A 17,802-nucleotide genomic window follows, 5' to 3' on the forward strand; every position below is an offset into this window, starting at 1 on the left:
TCACTGCCGAAGGGAGGCCGGCCACCGTGGACCACACGCAAGCCCCCGTACTCGAGGCCCTGCGGCGTCATCACGAACGCGGCGAACTCGCCTTCACCCCGCCCGGCCACAAGCAGGCACGAGGCGCCGACCCTCAGGCCCGGGCGATCCTCGGTGACGCCGTCTACCACACCGACCTCTTGGCGTCCGGGGGCCTCGACGACCGGCGTACGAGAGGTGATGTGCTGCTGCGCGCGGAGCGGCTGATGGCGGACGCGGTGCACGCCGAGCACACGTACTTCACCACCTGCGGCAGCTCCCTGTCCGTCAAGGCGGCCATGCTCGCCTTAGCGGGCCCGAGCGACAAGCTCATCGTGGGACGCGACGCGCACAAGTCGGTGATCTCCGGACTGATCCTCTCCGGCATCGAACCGGTCTGGGTCGATCCCCGATGGGACGAGAAGCAACGCTTCGCGCACGCACCCGGCCCGGAGGCCTTCGAGGAGGTGCTCAGCCGCCACCCGGACGCGCGCGGCGCCCTCGTCACCAGCCCCACCCCGTACGGCGCATGCGCCCCTCTGGAGGACATCGCAGACATCTTCCACGCACGCGGCCTGCCTCTCATCGTCGACGAGGCCTGGGGCGCTCATCTGCCCTTCCACCCGGACCTGCCGTCCTGGGCGATGGACGCCGGTGCGGACGTCTGCGTGACGAGCATCCACAAGATGGGCAGCGGACTGGAGCAGGGCTCCGTCTACCACCTTCAGGGCTCCCTGATCGAGACGAACACCCTCCAGTCGCGCGCCGACCTGTTCGGCACCACCAGCCCGTCGGTCCTCATCTATGCGGGACTCGACGCCTGGCGCCGCCAGATGGTCCTTCACGGCAAGGACCTCCTGGACGATGCGCTGCGACTCGCCGCGGACGTCCGCCGTGCCATCGACGAGATCCCCGGCCTGCACGTCCTCGGTCGCGACGACCTCGTGGGCCCCGGCCTCTCCGTGGACTTCGATCCGCTGCCCATGGTCATCGACGTCAGCGGACTCGGTACGAGCGGCTACCGTGCGGCCGACTGGCTGCGCACCGAGCACCACATCGACGTACACCTCGCGGACCACCGGCGCATCAACGCCCAGCTCACCCACGCCGACTCGGCCGCCACCACCCAGCCGCTGATCGGCGCCCTGCGCGACCTCGCCGAGCATGCCGGCGATCTGGCGGCCGGGATGCCGGACATCGACGTACCGAGCGGGGAGGACATGCGGCTCGACCAGGCCTGCCGGCCCCGCGACGCGTACTTCCGCCCTTCGGAAGCCGTGCGCCCGGAGCGGGCGGCCGGCCGTGTCGCGGCGGAAATGATCACGCCGTACCCGCCCGGCATCCCGGCCGTCCTGCCTGGGGAACGGCTCACCGAGCCCGTCCTGCGCTACCTGCGAACGGGCCTGCGGGGAGGCATGAATCTCCCGGACGCCTCGGACCCGGAGCTGGCCACGATCCGCGTCATCAAGTGAGCTGTCATCAAGTGAGCTGTCAGCGGAGTTGTGCCGTGAGCCGCTCGCGGACGACGTCACGTGCGGTCTTGTCGTTGCGCAGCCCGAGGAACCGCGGATGCCGCAGCATGCCGTCCCGCGTCCATTCGGTGAACTCGATCTGCGCGACCAGCTCCGGCTTCGCCCAGTGGGTACGCGGCTCCCGCACCCGGTCGGCGAAAGGCGAGGCCGAGGTGCGGAGTTCGTCCAGGCGGTCGCGGAGGGCGACCAGGGTGCGATGGTCGAATCCCGTGCCCACCTTGCCCGCGTACCGCAACCTGTCCCCGTCGTAGTAGCCGAGCAGCAGCGCACCGAGCCCGACACGGCTGCCGGCCGGTTCGGTGAATCCGGCGACGACGAACTCCTGGCCCTGGGAGCACTTCAGCTTGAGCCAGTCCGTCGAACGGCGCGGCTGGTAACGGCTGTCGGCCCGTTTCGCGATCAGCCCCTCCCATCCGTGGGCGCAGGCCTCGGCCAGCAACTCGGTGCCGCCCGCGTTGCGATGCGCGCTCATCCGCAGCGGGTTGCGGAACGTCAGGGCGCGGCGCAGCAGCGACTTGCGGGTACGCAACGGCAGTTGTGTGGTGTCGGCGCCGTCCAGCCGCAGCAGATCGAAGAGGTAGTACGTCACGGCGACACCGCTCGCCTCGATCTCCCGCCGCCGGGTGAGCCCCATCCGCTGCTGGAGCCGGGCGAAGTCGGTGCGGCCGTGCGCGAACGCGACGATCTCGCCGTCCACCGTGAAGTCCGTGCACGACTGCTCCTCGAGCGCCGCGACGATCTCCGGGTACGTGTCATTGAGCCGCCTGCCCGTGCGGGAGAGCAGCAGCACCCGCCCGCTCTCGCGGACCGCCAGCACACGGACGCCGTCCAGCTTCCGCTCGAAGATCCACCCGCCGGGGAAGTCACGCCGGTCGCTCAGCGTGGCGAGCATCGGCCGGTCGGCCAGTTCCACGCCGGGGCGTGCCGCGCGCAGCCGCCGGCTCTCGTCGGGGGACAGCGTGCCCAGGAGGTCGGTGGTGTCGGTCATCGCCGCTCACTCCTCCCGGGCGACCTGCCGCAGGGTGCGCCCGCTGCGCACCGACCGGGCCCGACGCGGATCGGGCGTACCGGGGTCACCGGGCCGGGCCCGCTCGTCGTCCGTCTTCACCAGCAGCCACGCCTCGCGCTCACCGCCACGGAAGCGGGTGAGCGCGTATCCGCCGTGCAGCTTCGAGCCGTCGAGCCAGAACCTGGCATGACCTCGCTCCAGCGCCTCGTCGAAGGGCACGGACCGACCCCGCCGGTCATGGCTCATGGGCCGGTACGTACCGCGGTCCCAGACGATGACCGTTCCGCCGCCGTACTCACCCTCGGCGATCACACCCTCGAACTCCTCGTACTCCAGCGGATGATCCTCCGTGGGCATCGCGAGCCGCTTGTCCTGCGGGTCGGCCGACGGACCCTTCGGGACGGACCAGGACTTCAGTACGTCGTCCACCTGCAGCCGGAAGTCGAAGTGCATGGTGCTCGCGTCATGGATCTGCACCACGAAATGCCGTCCTTCGTCCGAGGACGCGTCGGACACGTCCCGGCCGCGACGCTCCTCGGCGCCCTGCGGCTCCTTGGTCCGGTCGAAGTGGCGCTTGCCGCGGTAGGTCCGCAGCCGGTCCTTCTCAGCCACATCCGGCTCCTTCCCCCGGCCCGCGGCTCCAGCGGGCCGGCACCGTCTCGCAGCTCACGGGTACCCCGCAGGCACCCCGCCGACTCAGGACCCCGCGAGGCTGATGCCGAAGACGTCCAGTACGCCGTAGACGCCGAGGAACACGATCGCCGCGCTGCTGACGGCGAGCGCCGCCGTCAACCACGGGTTGGCGCGGAAGCGCTTGTCGACGCCGGTGGACCGCAGCCGCCAGACAGCGATCACCACGGCGAGCAGGAAGACCCCGCCGCCGATGCCGCCGATCTGCACCATCAGCACGGGCGACTGCACCCAGAGGAAGAACGACGCCCAGACCGGCGGCAGGCAGCACGTCAGGATCTGGATCGTGCGCCGCCGTACGCGGACGTCGTGCCAGTCGATGACACCGAGCAGACCGAGTGTGTTGGTCCACAGTCGCGGCACGCTGGCGGTCGACCCGACCAGCGTCGAGAACAGGACGGCGAACGCGCCGATCAGGAACAGGTACTCGGCCCAAGGGCCCATCGTGTCCGTGTAGATCCGGGACAGCGTGGTGATCATCGAGTTGCCCTCGGGGACCAGGCCCTGCGGATGCAGCACGGCCGCGCCGATCACGTAGAAGGACAGCGTGCACAGCGTGCAGACCAGCCAGCCGGCGGCGACGTCCATGCGCATCACCTTCAGCCACCCCTCGGCCCGCCGCGCCCGCTCCTCGCTCCCGTCGTCCGGACCCGTCCAGCGGGCGTAGCCCTTCTCGATGCACCAGTAGGTGTACGTCGTCATCTCGTCGGCGCCGACACCGGTGATCCCGAACATGGCCAGCGCCACCCCGGCCGTCCCCGCCGGGATGAGGAAGCTGAAGCCCTCGCCCAACTCGCCTGCCCCGTAACCGAATTCGGTCATCGGCAAGCCGAGCGCCAGCGCCACGGTGGCGAGGGTGAAGACGACGACGGAGGCGAAGCACACCCGCTCCACCACGCTGTACCGGCCCGTACGCAGCAGGAGCATGGCCAGCGCGGTGACGACGACCGTCCAGACGGCCAGCGAACGATAGCTCAGTGCCTCCCCGGTGACCGGCCACATCACCGAACAGGCCGCCGCCGTACCGCCGATGATGCCGCCCCGCTGGAACATCTTGGCGAAGTCCATGCCGATCCAGAGCCAGTTGATCCAGCCCAGCCGGCCGATGCGGGGGCCGACATCGCGATAACCCTCCAGCGCCGTACGGCCGTTGAGGATCGTCCAGCGGGCCAGCTCCATCTGCACCCACACCTTCACCGCGGTGCTGATGACGACCAGCCACAGCAGTACGAACCCGGCTTCGGCGCCGAGCGAGGTGGTCACGATGAGTTCGCCCGAGCCGACCACGGCGGCCGACAGGACAAAACCGGGGCCGAGATGGCGCAGCCGCCCGGTGAAGGTGCCGGGCGCCTCGCGGACATCCTCCGCGCGAAGGGCGTACGGGTCGGGTTCGGTCGGTGGGGCCGCGGGTGCCGTCGGCGTGGTGGTTTTCGGCATGGCGGATCCTTCGGGCGTCCGGCTTCGTTGCCGGACTCGGGGGCGGGGGAGCGGTGCCGGGGAAGGGAGAGGAGGGGAGGGGACGGGAGAGGAGGGGGGTCAGGGTGCGGGGTGCTGCGGGGGCTCGCCCGCGAGGACGCGCACGACGTCCTCGGCGACCATGGCGCCCATCATGTGGTTGGCGTCCTGGCCGCAGGCCGCCATGTGCGGGGTGAGCAGGACGTTCGGGGCGCTGCGCAGCGGGCTGTCGCGGAGCGGTTCGTGTGCGAACGCGTCGAGCGCGGCGCCGCCCAGGTGACCGTCCTCGAGGAGCGTCGCGAGCGCGGTCTCGTCGACGAGACCGCCGCGGGCGGTGTTCACCAGCAGCGCGCCCCGCTTCATAGCGGCGAGCCGGGCGTGGTCCAGTAGCGGGCCCGCGCCGGGGGTCGCGGGCAGATGCAGGCTGACGACATCGGCTCGGGCCAGGCAGTTGTCCAGCGTGGCCGAGCGGGCGCCGAGGGCGCACATGTCCTGCGGGTCGACGTACGGGTCGTGCGCGAGCACCGTCATGCCGAAGGCGCGGGCGTACCCGGTCACGAGCTGTCCGATCCGCCCGAAGCCGATCACGGCCAGGGTTCTGCCCGCGAGTTCGGGTCCGAACAGCTTGGGCCACTCCCCGTCCGCCAACCGCCCGCTCGCATCGGTGATACGACGGGTGGCGTCCAGGATCAGGCCGAAGGTGAACTCGGCGACCGCCCGGGAGTTGCTGCCGGGCGCGCACACCACGGGGATGCCGCGGGCCTGGGCGGCGTCGAGGTCGATGGTGTCGACGCCGACGCCGTGCTTGGCGATGACCTTGAGGCGGGCCGCCGCGTCGATGATGTCCGCGGTGATCAGGTCCATGCCGACGATCAGGGCGTCGGTCTCTGGGATCCGCTTGAGGAGTTCGTCGGGGGGCAGCGCCTCGGCCTCATACGGTCGCAGGGGGCCCGCGCCCGCTCGCTCCAGGATCCGCCAGGGCTCGGCGGAGTAGCGGGAGAAGGTGGGCGTGGTGATGAGGGTCGTGGTCATGGGGGTCGTGGTCATGCGATCTCCCGGTCCGCCCAAGTGGGGCTCAGGCGGAGGTACTTGATCGTCCGGCGATGGTGGGTGAAGGCGATGTGCAGTGCGCCGTCCGGGGTCTGGACGACGGACGGGTAGGACAGCTCGCGGTTGAGGCCGTCGCGGGAGTTGTTGGTCAGGCAGTGGCCGTCACCCGTCTCCAGGTCCCGGCGCACCGGCCAGGTCAGGCCGCCGTCCGAGGAAACGGAGAGGGTGAGCGGCGCGCGCGGGGCGCCCCAGAAGGCGGCTCCGGTCGTGGGGGCGGCGGCGGGCGCCGGGGCGGTAGCAGGTGTGTCGCTGCTCGGCCCGTCGTCCGCGCTCGGCCCGTCGTCGTCGATCTCGTCGTACAGCGAGACGCGGCGGGCGACGGCGTCCGCCGCGCTGCTGTGGTTGTGGACCAGTGCGAGCCGTCCGTCGGCCAACGGGGCGTACTGGATCGAGGAGTTGTTGTTCGGCAGGTCCAGCGGGCGCGGCTCGGCCCAACTCTCCCCGTCGTCGTACGACACGCTCCGGTACACGGCGTCGGCGCGGCGGCTGCGGAACAGTGCGAGGAGCGAACCGTCGGGCAGCGGGCGCACGTTCATGTGCACCAGACCGGTCGAACCCGACACAGGAACCTCGCACCAGCTCGCCCCCTCGTCGTCGCTGACCATCACCGAGCTGGTGTCCCGATCGCCCGACCATCGCTCGCCCGGCGCGGCGACGCAACGAAACACGGGCAGCAGCCGGCGGCCCGACGGCAGCATGGTCACCGGCTGGCGTACGAAGATCCCGCCGTCGAAGAGCACGCGGGAGGGACCCCACGTCTTTCCCTCGTCATGGCTGATGCGCAGCCGTACCTCGGCGGTGTCCTGGCGCCCGGCCCGCTGCGCGGTGTGCAGCAGCCACCAGTCCCCGGACGGGTCGGTGAACAGCAGCGGGTTCTGCTCGGACCGGGTGTCGTCGTGGGAGAGCCGCTCCGGGCGGGACCAGGTGTCACCGCCCGCGGGCAGCCGGGAGAACCACACCGAGATGTCCGCGACACCCTCCTGCGTTCCTCCGAACCAGACGCATCCCAGCTCACCGTCGGGTAACACGGTGAGGTTGGCGGCATGGTTCTGCATGGCCGGGGCGGACAGCCACGACTCGGAGCGGCCCGTCTCCGTGGGGTGCGGGCGTACGACGCCGTCGGCGACGGCCGGGCCCGGCATCACCGGACCTGCCCTGGCGCGCGTACTGCGGTGAGGTGGCGGTATGCGACCTGCTCCAGGTGGACCAGGTCGCTCGCGACCGTGACGTATGTGAAGCCTTCGGTGAGGCGCTTGGCGGCGCTCGCGCCGTCGGCGTTGTGGATGCCCGCGGCGATACCGGCGGCGGCTGCCGCCTCGCGCACGGTGACCAGGGCCGCCTCGAACTCGTCCGCGACCGTTGGGTCGGTGGAGCTGGCGCCGCCGAGCGCGATGCGCAGGTCGGAAGGGCCGATGTAGACGCCGTCGACGCCGTCGGTGGCGCAGATGTCTTCTACGTTCTTGAGGCCCTCGGCGGTTTCGATCATTGCCAGCACCACGGTTTGCTCGTGCGTGTCGGCGGGGTCGGGCCCGATGCGCAGGGCTGCGCGCATCGGGCCGTACGAGCGCCTGCCCTGTGGGGGGTAGCGGACCGCGGCCACCGCTGCGGCGGCGTCATGTGCGGTGTCTATGAGCGGGACGATGACGCCGGCTGCGCCTGCGTCCAGGGCCTTGCCGATGGGCATGGGGTCGTTGGCCTCGACTCGTACCAGGCCCACGGCGGTTGAGCCCTTGGTGTCTATGGCGGTGAGTGAGGCGAGTACTCCTGCGTAGTCGAGCAGCCCGTGTTGGGCGTCCAGGGCTACGTAGTCGTAGCCGAGCCGGGCTATTCGTTCCGTGGAGACGGGGGAGTCCAGGACGGACCAGTAGCCGACCAGGGGGTCGCGTGCGCGTAGCGCTGCCGCGAAGGTGGTGGGGATCATTGCGCCTCCGGCGGTTGGGTTCCTTTTCAGCGGTTGTATGCGGGCATTGGGCCTCGCAGGCCCTTGCCGATCTCGTCGCAGGCCGCTGTGACGTCGGTGGGGAGGGGGCCGTTGTCGGCGGCCGCGATATTGGCCAGTAGGTGGGTGGTGCTGGAGCCGCCCAGGAGCAGGGCGTCGGTCGAGTCGCGGTCCAGGAGCCAGCGGAGGGCCAGGTCGGTGAGGGGGATGCCTGCGGCTTCGGCGATGGTGGAGAGTTGGTCCACTGCGGTGAAGAGGCGTTCGTCCCAATAGCGTTGGCGGTACATCTCGGCGACCTTGGAGTCGCCGAAGCGACCTGAAGCCGGGGGGTGTTCGAAGTGGTGGCGGCCGGTGAGCAGGCCGCCGCCCAGGGGGTTGTAGACCATGGTGCGCAGGCCGGTTACTGCGGCGTATTCGACGTACTCCTCCTCTATGCGGCGGGCGAGGAGGTTGTGCATCTGTTGGGCGAGGACGGGGCGTGGGGCTCCCAACTCGTCGGCGGCACGGACGAGTTGGGAGATCTGCCAGGCTGCGTAGTTGGAGACGCCGAGGGCGCGGATCTTTCCCTCGGCTACGAACTGGGCGACGGCGGTGAGAGTTTCGGCCAGTGGTGTCACGCGGTCCGGTTGGTGGAGGTAGAAGAGGTCGACCGAGTCGGTGCCCAGGCGCTTGAGACTGCCCTCGAGTGCGGCCCGCAGGCCGGCCGCGGAGAGCGGGGCGTTGTCGCCCTGGTCGGGGTGTGGGATACCGGCCTTGGTTGCCAGGACGATGCGGTCGCGGCGGCCTGGCAGCAGGGCGGCGAGGATACGCTCGCTCTCACCGCCCGCGTAGCCGTTGGCCGTGTCTACGCCGGTGATTCCTGCGTCGAGTGCGGCATCGAGCATGTTGGCTGCTGAGGAGGCGTCGACGGTGTCGCCGAAGGTCATGGTGCCGAGTACCAGCCGGGAGAGTGGTACGGGGATGTTCGGCAGGTCGATGCCGGTGGTCACGTGCGGGTTCCTTCCGGGGCGGAGGCGAGGGCGAGCAGGTGGCGGGGCTTCACACCCCGGATCGCGGTGGGGTCGAGTGCGGCGCGGCGCAGTGCGCGGGTGTAGGGGTCGGAGGGTGTGGTGAGCACGGTGGCCGTCGGGCCGGCCTCGACGATCCGGCCGGCGCGCATCACCACGAGCTCGGTGCTGATTTCCCGGACTACCCCGAGGTGGTGCGCGATGACGAGGTAGGCGATGCCGGTGTCCTTCTGCAACTCCCGTAACAGGTCGAGGACTTGGGCCTGTACGGAGACATCCAGGGCGGACGTCGCCTCGTCGCAGACCAGTAGGTCGGGGCGGGAGGCCAGGGCGCGGGCGATGCCGATGCGTTGACGCTGGCCGCCGGAGAACTCGGGTGGGCGACGGTCCAGGGCCGAGGGCGGCAGGCCTACCTGGTCGAGTAACTCGGCCGCCCGCCTGGCGCGTTGGGCTCGGTCGGAGAGGCCGTGCATGCGCAGCGGTTCGGCGACTATCTGCTGGGCGGTGAGATGGGGGTCCAGCGAGCCGTACGGGTCCTGGAAGACCATCTGTATGCGGCGGCGCAGAGGGCGCAGTCGCCGTTCGGGAAGCTGGGCGATGTTCGTTCCGTCCAGGATGATGCGGCCGCTTGCCGGCTCGAGCAGCCGTACCAGGGCTCGGGCCAGCGTCGACTTGCCGCAGCCGGACTCGCCGACGATCGCCAGTGAACCGCCTCGGGGGATGCGGAAGTTGACGTGGTCGACGGCTCGGAAGGGGCCGCGTGACGTGGCGTATTCGACGACGAGGTCCTCGACGGAGAGAAGCACCGGCCCTGTGGCGGTGGGGAGTTCGGTCATGACGCCGCCTCCTCTGCGACGGGTTCGGTGCGGCCGTCGCTGTCCTCGTCCCACGTACCCACACGGGGCACGGTGGCGAGGAGTTCACGGGTGTACGGTTCGGCCGGCCGCTCGACGATCTGCTGTGCGGAGCCCGACTCGACGAAACGGCCGTCCTTCATGACGTGGATGCGGTCGGAGACCAGCCGGGCCACCCCGAGGTCATGGGTGATCATCAACATGCCTATACCCGTGCGTTCCTGAAGTTCCATCAGCAGGTCGAGCACACTCGCCTGCACGGTGGCGTCCAGGGCTGAGGTGGGCTCGTCCGCGACGAGCAGTTCCGGTTCGGCGGCCAGCGCGGTCGCTATGAGGATGCGTTGCAGCATGCCGCCGGAGAACTGGTGCGGGTACGCCTTCCAGCGGATCTGAGGTTCGGTTATGCGTACCTGGGCGAGCAGTTCAACTCCCTTGTCACGGGCTTCTGTTCGCGTCATGCCCGGGTGGCGCAGGCGTAGGGCGTCGCCCAGCTGGCGGCCGATGGTGTGCACCGGGCTGAGGGCCGTCATCGGATCCTGCGGGATGAGCGAAACGGTTCGCCCGCGTACCGCGCGTGCGGCGTCGGGATCGGCGACGACGTCCCGTCCGGCGATGCGTACGCTGCCCGACATCACTGCGAGCCCTTCGGGCAGCAGCCGCAGCACGCCCATCGCCGTGGTCGACTTTCCGCAGCCGGACTCGCCGATCAGGGTCACGGTCTCGCCCCGGCGGACGGTGAAGTTCACTCCGTCGACCGCGCGCACCACGCCGTGCGCGGTGATGAGTTCGATCTGCAGATCCGTCGCGTCGAGCAGCGATGGGCCGGCGGTGACCGGGGTTTCCTCGGCCATGGCTCACGCTCCCTTTCCGGAACGTGGCCGGGTACGGTCTCGCAGCCCGTCCCCGAGCAGGTTGACGCCGACCACCAGCAGCGCGATGACCAGCCCGGGCAGGGTGACCAGCCACCAGGAGGTGGTGATGTAGTCCTGGCCGTCGGAGATGATCCGCCCCCAGGTCGCGAACGGCCGCTGAGGTCCCGCGCCCAGGAAACTCAGCGCGCTCTCCAGCAGCACGGCCTGCGCGAGGAGCAGGAGAACTACCAGGCTCGCGGGGCGTACGACGTTGGGGATCACATGGCGCGCGAGCACCGACCAGGAGCGCAGCCCTAGCACGCGGGCCGCGGCGACGTACGCCTTCTCGCGTTCGACCAGGACGAGCGAGCGGGTCAGCCGCGCGACCTCGGGCCACTGCGCGAGGGCGATCACGCAGGTGATGACGGTGACGGACGGGCCGAACAGGGCGACCACGAGGAGCAGCATCATCAGGAGCGGCAGGGCCAGTTGGGCCTCCAGGAACCGGGATACGAACGCGTCGACCCAACCGCCGAAGAACCCGGCCGCCGCGCCGGCCGCGATACCGATCAGACCGGACACGAGGACGGCGAGCACACCCACCGCGAGGGACACCTGACCGCCGTGCAGGACGCGGGAGAGCAGATCGCGCCCCAACTGGTCGGTGCCGAACAGGTGCCCCTCGCTCAGCGGCGGCAGCCTGCGCCGGGAGAGGTCCTGGGCGTTGGCGCCGGCCAGCGGCAGCACACCGGCGAGTGCCACGGGCAGCACGACGAGGGCGGTGCACACCGCTCCGGCCCAGAGTTTGAGGCGGGCGCCGCGCCGCTGCCGGGTCGCGGTGGCCCGGGCGAGATCGCGCGCGGTGACGGCGCTGGGCCGGCCGGCGCTGACGGCTGTGGTCATGGCTCAGGCCGCCTTCCCGAGGCGTACCCGCGGATCGAGCAGCGGATAGGCCAGGTCGATGAGGAGTTGGACGAGGATCGCGAGGGTGGCGGTGACCAGGACGGTGGCCTGGATCAGCGGATAGTCGCGGGTCTCCAGAGCGCGTACGACCAGCGAGCCGACCCCCGGCCAGCCGAAGACGACCTCCACCACGACGACACCGTTGAGCAGTGCCGCGAAGCGCGTACCGAGTGCCGTCACCAGCGGCACGGCGGAGTTCGCGAGCGCGTAGCGCCACGTCAGCGCGGACTCGGACACCCCGCGGGAGCGGGCCACGGTGATGTACGACGAGGCCAGCGCGGTGGTCATCTCGCGCCGTACCAGCCGTGACACCAGGGCGAGTTGGAGGACGGCCACGGTCGCGGTCGGCAGGATCAGGCCGCTCCAGGTCGTGAAGCCGGAGGCGGGCAGCACGGGAAAGAGCACCGCGAAGACCGTCAGCAGCATCACACCGGTCCAGAAGTCCGGCATCGACTGCCCGGCGATCGTCAGCACATTGGCGCCCAGCTCCCTGCGGGTGTCGGCGCGGCGGGCCATCCACACGCCCAGCGGCACGGCCACCACGGTGGTGACCGCGAGGGCGGAGACGGCGAGCGTGATGGTGTACGGCATCCGGTCCAGGACCACGTCGAAGGCGGGGGAGCTGAAGGAGTAGCTCGTGCCGAGGTCCCCCGTGAACAGGTCGCGCAGGAAGAGTCCGTACTGGACGAGGAGCGGGTCGTCGAGCCCGAACTGTTCGCGTATGCGGGCGAGTTCGGCCGAGGTCGCGTTGGGGGCCGCGTATGCGGAGGCCGGATCGCCGGGCGCGAGGCGCACCAGCAGGAAGACGGTGGTCAGCGTGAGGAAGACGGTCAGCAGGCTCTGGCCGATACGGCGGGCGAGGTACTTCGGCACGGCTCAGCCCTCCAGGCGTATCGCGGTCAGGTCGTAGGAGTTGATCGCCTGGAGCGCCAGCCCCTGGACGCGGTCGCGGCGGGCAAGGAGCGTCTTGGGGGCGAAGGCCCACAGGCTGGGCCAGGTCTCCCAGACGGCGCGCTGCACCGTGGCAAGCCGCCGGTCCCGTTCCGCGTCGTCGACCTCGGTGGCGGTGGCCGAGAGCTGCCGCTCGATCCGGGGGATGACATAGCCCATGAACGCGTCGCCGGTGCGTTCCTTCTCGGCCGTTCCGCCGTACATCCCCTGCAGCATGGTGAGCGCCTGACCGGTGGGGCTGCTGTAGCCGTTACCGATGACGTCCCAGTCGCCGGCGCGTCCCTGGCGCCACTTGAGGATGTCGCCGCCGGGCTGGAACTGCTGGAGCGAGGCGCGCACGCCGACGTCCTGGAGCATGTCGAGCACGGCCTCCATGACCGAGGTGTCGCCGGCGAACTCCCCGGACTCCCAGATGACTTTGATCCGCAGGTCGTCGGCGCCGAGCGACTGCAGCAGCTGCCGGGCCCGCCCCGGATCGAAAGCGTACGTTCCTGTCGGCACCGCACCCTGGAGGGCGAGCGGGACCACGCCGCGGGCCTCCTCGGCCGTCCCGGTCAGGACATCGTCGACGAGGGCGGTGCCGTCGATGGCGTACGTCAGCGCCTGCCGCACCCGGGGGTCGGCGAGCGGATGCCCTTTGGGCTTGCGGAAGTTGTAGAAGAGCTGGCACATGCGGACGCCGACGGTCTCCTGGACGGTGACGCCCGGCAGCCCGATGAGCTGGTCCGCGGAGTCCGGCGTCAGCGTGTCGACGACGTCGAGTTCGCCGCTGCGCAGGGCCACGACACGGCTGGACTCCTCTGGCACGAACCGGACTTGGACCTTCTCGACGGACGGCTGCCTGCCCCAGTACCTGCTGTTGCGGGCGAGGGTGTACTCGCCTGCTCCGCTGTTCGCGCGGACGACGCGGTACGGGCCCGAGCCGAGCCCGGAGCGCAGTTCCTCGGGCCGGTTGGCCTTGGCCGGGGTGATGTGGATGTTGGCCATGAGCCGGTCGAGCACCGGCAGCGGACGCTCCGTGCGCAGCAGGAAGGTCCGCTCACCGGTGGCCTCGACGGTGGGCAGCTCCGGGAAGAGGCCGAGCAGGAACGAGCCGGGGACCTTGCCGTACATGCGTAATGCCGTGGCCACGTCCTCGACGGTGACCGGGCTGCCGTCCGAGTAGCACACGCCCTCGCGCAGCCGCACCGTCCACGCGGTGGGCTCGGTCCTCTCGAACCGGTCGGCCAGGACGAGTTGGGGCTCCAGGTCCGGGCCGATACGGGTGAGAGCCTGCCGTACGGCGCGCTGCACGGTCACTGCCGCCTCGAACTGGTTCAGCTTGTTGTCGAGGCTCACCAGGGAGCGGTTCAGACCGAGGGTGAGGGTGCCGGGGCCGGGCGCGCCCGTGGGTCCGGCACAGGCGGACAGCGGACCGAGGGCGACGCCCGCACCGCCGAGGGCGCTCCAGCGCAGCACAGTGCGGCGGGTGTGGTGACCGGGCGGGGGGACACGATGGGGGGCTGGGGTCATGTCGACCTTCTCGGTTCTTCGGGGCGACCGGCTCTCGCTGACGCCGACCGGGCACCGGGCGGCGCAGAAGTGTCGCGCCGAAAAAGGTGGCACGGTTGCGCGAATCGCGCAAGGAGTCTCGCGCACTTCGCGCAGCCGTGACATCATCGGCGTGCGAGGCCGATCACCCACAGGCCCGAGGAGGTACCCGTGTCCCGCACAACCCCCGCCAGCCGCCCATCCCGCGTGCTGGCGCTCGCGGACGACCTGTCCGGCGCCGCCGAGACCGCTGCCGCCCTCGGCCTGCCCGGCCGGATCCTGCTGGGCCCGCCCACCGCACCGACGCCGGAAGGCGAGGCGGTCGTACTCGACCTCGACACCCGGCAGCTCACCGCGGACGAGGCCGCACGCGCCGTACGGGACGTCATGTCGTACGCCGACGGCGACCTGGTCCTGAAGAAGGCCGACTCGCTGCTGCGGGGCAACTTCGCCTCGGAGACGGCCGCTTACGCCGAGGGCGCCGCAGGTGTCGTGATCGCCCTCGCCGTACCGGTCGCGGGCCGCACCGTGCATGACGGAGTCGTCCATCTGCACGGCACCGCGCTGCACGCGACCGACGCCTGGCGGGCGGAGCGGGGTCCGGCGCCGGAATCGGTGCGGGCGGCGCTGGGCGACCTGCCGACGCGGGTAGTGCCGCTGTCGGTGGTGCGCGCGCCCGTCCTGGTTCTGTCGGGCTGGCTGCGCACCCTCATCGCGAAGGGCCATCACCCGGTGTGCGATGCCGAGACGGACGCCGACCTCGACGCGATAGCCGAGGCGGTTCTTCAACTCGGCCCCGACATCCGGCTTTTGGGGGCCGGCGGGCTGGCCGCCGCCGTCGGCCGGAGGCTGGCGGGAGCGGACGGGGCCGGTCTCAGGGAAACCCCGGCGACCACGCGGCCCAGACCGCTGCTTGTCGTGGTCGGAACCGCCGAGCTCAGCGCAGATGCGCAGATCGCGCAACTGCTGGCCTCCGGCGCGCACCACATACCCGTACCGGCGCGCCTGCTCACCGACCACGGCGACCCGCAGCCGCTCGCCACCGCGCCGGACGGCATCACCATCGTCAGCATCGACGGCAGCGGCCCCGTCGAGCCCGGCTCCGCCCGCGGTCTGGTGGCCGGCCTCGCCCGCACGGTCGCCGAAGCCGCGTACGACAGCGACCTGGTCCTGACGGGAGGGGAGACCGCACGCCGCGTGCTGGACGCGCTGGGCATCCGTGAGCTGCTGCCCGTCGGGCAGATCCACCACGGCGCCGTGCACTCCCGCACCGCCGACGGCCGCTCTGTCGTCACCCGCCCCGGAAGCTTCGGCGGCACAGACTCCCTGCTGCGCATCGCCCGCGCGCTGCGCCCCGTCCGCGCCGCCGTACCGACCCCTTCGTTAGCCCCGCAAGGAGAACCCACGTGAACGCAGCCCCCACCGCCGCGTCCGCCGAGCAGACCGGCACCGCCGGACATCGGCTCCCGGTCATCGCGGTGACCATGGGCGACGGTGCCGGCATCGGGCCGGAGGTCATCGTTCCCGCGCTGCTGCACCCCGACACCCTGCGCGGCTGCCGCCCCGTCGTCATCGGCGACGCCCATCGCCTGCGCCAGGCGGCGGACATCCTCGGCATCAGCTGTGACATCGTTGCCGTCGACGGCCCCGCGCAGGCCGAGTTCACTTCCGGCCGCATCAACGTCGTCGACCTCGGACTGCTCCCGGCCGACCTGCCCTGGGGCACCCTCTCCGCAGCGGCGGGCGACGCCGCGTACCAGTACATCCGCGTCGCAGCCCGGCTCGCGCTGAACGGTGAAGTCCACGCCATCTGCACCGCCCCCCTCAACAAGGAGGCCCTGCACGCCGCCGGACACCTCTACCCCGGCCACACCGAACTCCTCGCCCACCTCACCGGCGTGGAGGAGGTGTCGATGATGCTCTCCACACCCAAGGTGAAGGTCATCCATGTCACCACGCACCTCGGCCTGATCGACGCCGTCAACCGCATCGAGCCCGGCCTCGTCGAACGCACCGTGCGCCGCGGCCACGAAGCCATGGTCCGCGCGGGCGTCGACGCCCCCGTGATCGGCGTCTGCGGCATCAACCCGCACGCCGGCGAGAACGGACTGTTCGGCTACGGCGAGGAAGAAGCGAAGATCGCCCCCGCCCTGGCGGCCGTCCGCGCCGACGGCATCGACGCCCACGGGCCGCTCCCCGCCGACACCGCCTTCTTCCTCGCCGGCCGCGGCGACTACGACCTCATCGTCGCCATGTACCACGACCAGGGCCACGGCCCGGTGAAGGTCCTCGGCATCGAAACGGGCGTCAACCTCACCGTGGGACTGCCCGTCATCCGCACCTCCGTGGACCACGGCACCGCGTTCGACATCGCGGGAACCGGCCGCGCCGAGGCCGGTAGCATGGTCGAGGCGCTGCGGCAGGCCGCCGAGATGTCATCCGCCTCGGCCGCCCGATGACCCCGCTCTCGTGGGTCCCGGAGGACACCACCGCACACCCGGAGGACACAGGACTGATGTCTGCGATCGGATCCAAGTCCCGGCGCGACCGGATCGTCCAGCTCGCCACCACCACCGGCCTGACCAGCGTGGACGAACTCTCGCAGCTGTTCGGCGTCACGGCTTCCACCATCCGCCGCGACCTGGCGAAGCTCACCACCGACGGACGCCTCGCCCGGACGTACGGCGGTGCGATGGCGCTGTCCGCACACCCCGAGGCTTCACTGAGGCAGCGCACGGGCGAGGCCTTCGAGGCCAAACGCGCCATCGCCCGATGGGCGGCCGCCCAGATCCAGCCCGGCGAGACCCTCCTCCTCGACGCGGGCTCGACCGTCGGCGCGCTCGCGCATGAACTGCGTACGGCCAAGAACGTCACCGTCGCGACCACCGGCCTGACGGCGCTCCAGGAACTCGCCGACGTCCAGAACGTCCACGTCGAGTGCCTCGGTGGCACCCTCCGCCCCCTCAGCCAGGGCTTCGTCGGCCCGCTGACCGAAGCAGCCCTCGAACGGCTCACCTTCGACCGCGTCTTCCTCGGCACGGACGGCGTCTCCCCGGAGCACGGGATCTGCGAGGCCGACCTGCGCCAGACCCGCCTGAAGGAGCTCATGGCGCGCCGCGCCGACCACGTCTACGTCCTCGCCCACGCCGCGAAAGTGGGCCGCCGCCCCTTCCACGCCTGGGCCACCCTGCCCGCGGGCTGGACCCTGGTCACGGACGACGCGGCCGACCCCCGCGTCCTCGACGAGCTGCACAACCGCGGGGTCACCACGGTCCTGGCCAAGTCTGAGGAAACCCCCTGAACTTGGGCGCGCAGACAGGAAGGGGCCAGGCGCGGGGACGCGCCTGGCCCTTTCCGTTGCTTTCGCGGCCTTCAGTCGCTCAGGTGCCGCAGACCGGGACGCCGGGCAGCTGGTTGTCCGGGTGGTCGACGTAGTAACTCGCGATGTAGCCGCGGGAGTCACCACGCGTGATGTAGACCCACCACGGGTTGCCGCCGACGTTCTGGCCCTGCTTCTGGCAGACCGCCTCGAAGGGCTGGTTCGGCTGCAACTGCCCGGCCACCACAGGGCAGTTGCCCGGCGACGGGAACGCGTCGCACGCGCCCGGGTTGCCCGGGTTGTCGCGGACATTGACGTCCGTCGCCCACACCGTGAAGCTCGCCCGGGCGGACGCGCCGTCCGAGGCGTCACCGGCCGAGGCCGCGGCCGGGCCGGCCAGGCCCGCGGTCAGGGTCGTGGCGGCGAGGGTGGCACCGAGGGCAGTACGAAGTCGCATGAGATCTCCCCGTGTTGTCGTGCTGGCTTGGTCGTTGCCTGTCTTACGCACGGCACACGAGGACACGGGCTGCCCTGTATGACACGGAGTGGAGTGACGCTCGTCACACTCTTATGG

General features: G+C 71.0%; 17 protein-coding genes. 4 read left to right on the forward strand and 13 right to left on the reverse strand.

All coding sequences use genetic code 11. From position 1 onward, the window contains the following. The first annotated feature begins 26 nt into the window (after positions 1-26). Positions 27-1,490: an aminotransferase class I/II-fold pyridoxal phosphate-dependent enzyme gene (locus ACFYO0_RS05035; RefSeq protein WP_388670678.1), complete on the forward strand. Its 1,464-nt coding sequence runs from the start codon at positions 27-29 to the stop codon at positions 1,488-1,490. A gap of 19 nt (positions 1,491-1,509) precedes the next feature. On the opposite strand, the gene ligD is transcribed toward ACFYO0_RS05035, so the two are convergent. The 12 genes from ligD to ACFYO0_RS05095 all read right to left on the reverse strand — a co-directional run bounded on the left by ligD (position 1,510) and on the right by ACFYO0_RS05095 (position 13,891). Beyond that, positions 1,510-2,538, reverse strand: coding sequence for a non-homologous end-joining DNA ligase (gene ligD / locus ACFYO0_RS05040; RefSeq protein WP_388670681.1), 1,029 nt, complete (start codon positions 2,536-2,538; stop codon positions 1,510-1,512). Between the two features lie 6 nt (positions 2,539-2,544). Beyond that, on the reverse strand, positions 2,545-3,171 hold the full coding sequence (locus tag ACFYO0_RS05045; protein WP_388670684.1) for a DNA polymerase ligase N-terminal domain-containing protein: 627 nt from the start codon (positions 3,169-3,171) through the stop codon (positions 2,545-2,547). 84 nt (positions 3,172-3,255) lie between these two features. Then, a complete protein-coding gene (locus tag ACFYO0_RS05050) occupies positions 3,256-4,686 on the reverse strand; it encodes an Nramp family divalent metal transporter (protein ID WP_388670687.1) in 1,431 nt (476 codons plus the stop codon). Between the two features lie 99 nt (positions 4,687-4,785). After that, complete coding sequence (locus ACFYO0_RS05055) at positions 4,786-5,751, reverse strand: phosphoglycerate dehydrogenase (protein WP_388670690.1); 966 nt, start codon at positions 5,749-5,751, stop codon at positions 4,786-4,788. Next, positions 5,748-6,956, reverse strand: a complete 1,209-nt coding sequence (locus ACFYO0_RS05060) for an exo-alpha-sialidase (protein WP_388670693.1) — start codon at positions 6,954-6,956, stop codon at positions 5,748-5,750. The genes ACFYO0_RS05055 and ACFYO0_RS05060 overlap by 4 nt, the downstream gene beginning before the upstream one ends. Beyond that, positions 6,956-7,735, reverse strand: coding sequence for an HpcH/HpaI aldolase/citrate lyase family protein (locus ACFYO0_RS05065; protein WP_388670696.1), 780 nt, complete (start codon positions 7,733-7,735; stop codon positions 6,956-6,958). Before ACFYO0_RS05065 ends, ACFYO0_RS05060 begins: the two co-directional genes overlap by 1 nt. Positions 7,736-7,761: 26 nt before the next feature. Next, complete coding sequence (locus ACFYO0_RS05070; protein WP_388670699.1) at positions 7,762-8,742, reverse strand: aldo/keto reductase; 981 nt, start codon at positions 8,740-8,742, stop codon at positions 7,762-7,764. Further along, positions 8,739-9,596, reverse strand: a complete 858-nt coding sequence (locus tag ACFYO0_RS05075; RefSeq protein WP_388670702.1) for an ATP-binding cassette domain-containing protein — start codon at positions 9,594-9,596, stop codon at positions 8,739-8,741. The genes ACFYO0_RS05070 and ACFYO0_RS05075 overlap by 4 nt, the downstream gene beginning before the upstream one ends. Further along, complete coding sequence (locus ACFYO0_RS05080) at positions 9,593-10,465, reverse strand: ABC transporter ATP-binding protein (protein ID WP_388670705.1); 873 nt, start codon at positions 10,463-10,465, stop codon at positions 9,593-9,595. The genes ACFYO0_RS05075 and ACFYO0_RS05080 overlap by 4 nt, the downstream gene beginning before the upstream one ends. Positions 10,466-10,468: 3 nt before the next feature. Further along, positions 10,469-11,368, reverse strand: coding sequence for an ABC transporter permease (locus tag ACFYO0_RS05085; RefSeq protein ID WP_388670708.1), 900 nt, complete (start codon positions 11,366-11,368; stop codon positions 10,469-10,471). A gap of 3 nt (positions 11,369-11,371) precedes the next feature. Next, complete coding sequence (locus ACFYO0_RS05090) at positions 11,372-12,301, reverse strand: ABC transporter permease (protein WP_388670711.1); 930 nt, start codon at positions 12,299-12,301, stop codon at positions 11,372-11,374. Between the two features lie 3 nt (positions 12,302-12,304). Next, complete coding sequence (locus tag ACFYO0_RS05095; RefSeq protein WP_388670714.1) at positions 12,305-13,891, reverse strand: ABC transporter substrate-binding protein; 1,587 nt, start codon at positions 13,889-13,891, stop codon at positions 12,305-12,307. A gap of 189 nt (positions 13,892-14,080) precedes the next feature. On the opposite strand from ACFYO0_RS05095, the gene ACFYO0_RS05100 reads away from it, so the two are divergent. Genes ACFYO0_RS05100 through ACFYO0_RS05110 form a run of 3 tightly spaced genes read left to right on the forward strand, consistent with a single transcriptional unit; the run spans position 14,081 to position 17,210 of the window. After that, positions 14,081-15,319, forward strand: coding sequence for a four-carbon acid sugar kinase family protein (locus tag ACFYO0_RS05100; protein WP_388670717.1), 1,239 nt, complete (start codon positions 14,081-14,083; stop codon positions 15,317-15,319). Then, the gene (gene pdxA / locus ACFYO0_RS05105) at positions 15,316-16,368 is read left to right on the forward strand and encodes a 4-hydroxythreonine-4-phosphate dehydrogenase PdxA (RefSeq protein ID WP_388670720.1); all 1,053 of its coding nucleotides are present in this window, start codon (positions 15,316-15,318) and stop codon (positions 16,366-16,368) included. Before ACFYO0_RS05100 ends, pdxA begins: the two co-directional genes overlap by 4 nt. Before the next feature lie 56 nt (positions 16,369-16,424). Then, positions 16,425-17,210 (forward strand): DeoR/GlpR family DNA-binding transcription regulator, encoded by a 786-nt coding sequence (locus tag ACFYO0_RS05110; protein ID WP_388670723.1) that lies wholly within the window; start codon positions 16,425-16,427, stop codon positions 17,208-17,210. Between the two features lie 79 nt (positions 17,211-17,289). Here the strand turns inward: ACFYO0_RS05110 and ACFYO0_RS05115 are convergent, their stop codons facing one another. Further along, entirely contained in the window at positions 17,290-17,685 is a 396-nt protein-coding gene (locus ACFYO0_RS05115) for a hypothetical protein (protein WP_388670726.1), read from the reverse strand. Positions 17,686-17,802 lie beyond the last annotated feature (117 nt).

The sequence above is a fragment of the Streptomyces sp. NPDC006365 genome (assembly GCF_042870755.1).
In the GTDB taxonomy this organism is placed as follows: domain Bacteria; phylum Actinomycetota; class Actinomycetes; order Streptomycetales; family Streptomycetaceae; genus Streptomyces; species Streptomyces xiangluensis.

Bases quoted from the DNA above. Each gene is read 5' to 3' on its own strand.
- ligD (WP_388670681.1), bottom strand. From the start codon at position 2,538: ATGACCGACACCACCGACCTCCTGGGCACGCTGTCCCCCGACGAGAGC.
- ACFYO0_RS05060 (WP_388670693.1), bottom strand. From the start codon at position 6,956: ATGCCGGGCCCGGCCGTCGCCGACGGCGTCGTACGCCCGCACCCCACG.
- ACFYO0_RS05080 (WP_388670705.1), bottom strand. From the start codon at position 10,465: ATGGCCGAGGAAACCCCGGTCACCGCCGGCCCATCGCTGCTCGACGCG.
- ACFYO0_RS05075 (WP_388670702.1), bottom strand. From the start codon at position 9,596: ATGACCGAACTCCCCACCGCCACAGGGCCGGTGCTTCTCTCCGTCGAG.
- ACFYO0_RS05055 (WP_388670690.1), bottom strand. From the start codon at position 5,751: ATGACCACGACCCCCATGACCACGACCCTCATCACCACGCCCACCTTC.
- ACFYO0_RS05050 (WP_388670687.1), bottom strand. From the start codon at position 4,686: ATGCCGAAAACCACCACGCCGACGGCACCCGCGGCCCCACCGACCGAA.
- ACFYO0_RS05085 (WP_388670708.1), bottom strand. From the start codon at position 11,368: ATGACCACAGCCGTCAGCGCCGGCCGGCCCAGCGCCGTCACCGCGCGC.
- ACFYO0_RS05095 (WP_388670714.1), bottom strand. From the start codon at position 13,891: ATGACCCCAGCCCCCCATCGTGTCCCCCCGCCCGGTCACCACACCCGC.
- ACFYO0_RS05110 (WP_388670723.1), top strand. From the start codon at position 16,425: ATGTCTGCGATCGGATCCAAGTCCCGGCGCGACCGGATCGTCCAGCTC.
- ACFYO0_RS05065 (WP_388670696.1), bottom strand. From the start codon at position 7,735: ATGATCCCCACCACCTTCGCGGCAGCGCTACGCGCACGCGACCCCCTG.
- ACFYO0_RS05115 (WP_388670726.1), bottom strand. From the start codon at position 17,685: ATGCGACTTCGTACTGCCCTCGGTGCCACCCTCGCCGCCACGACCCTG.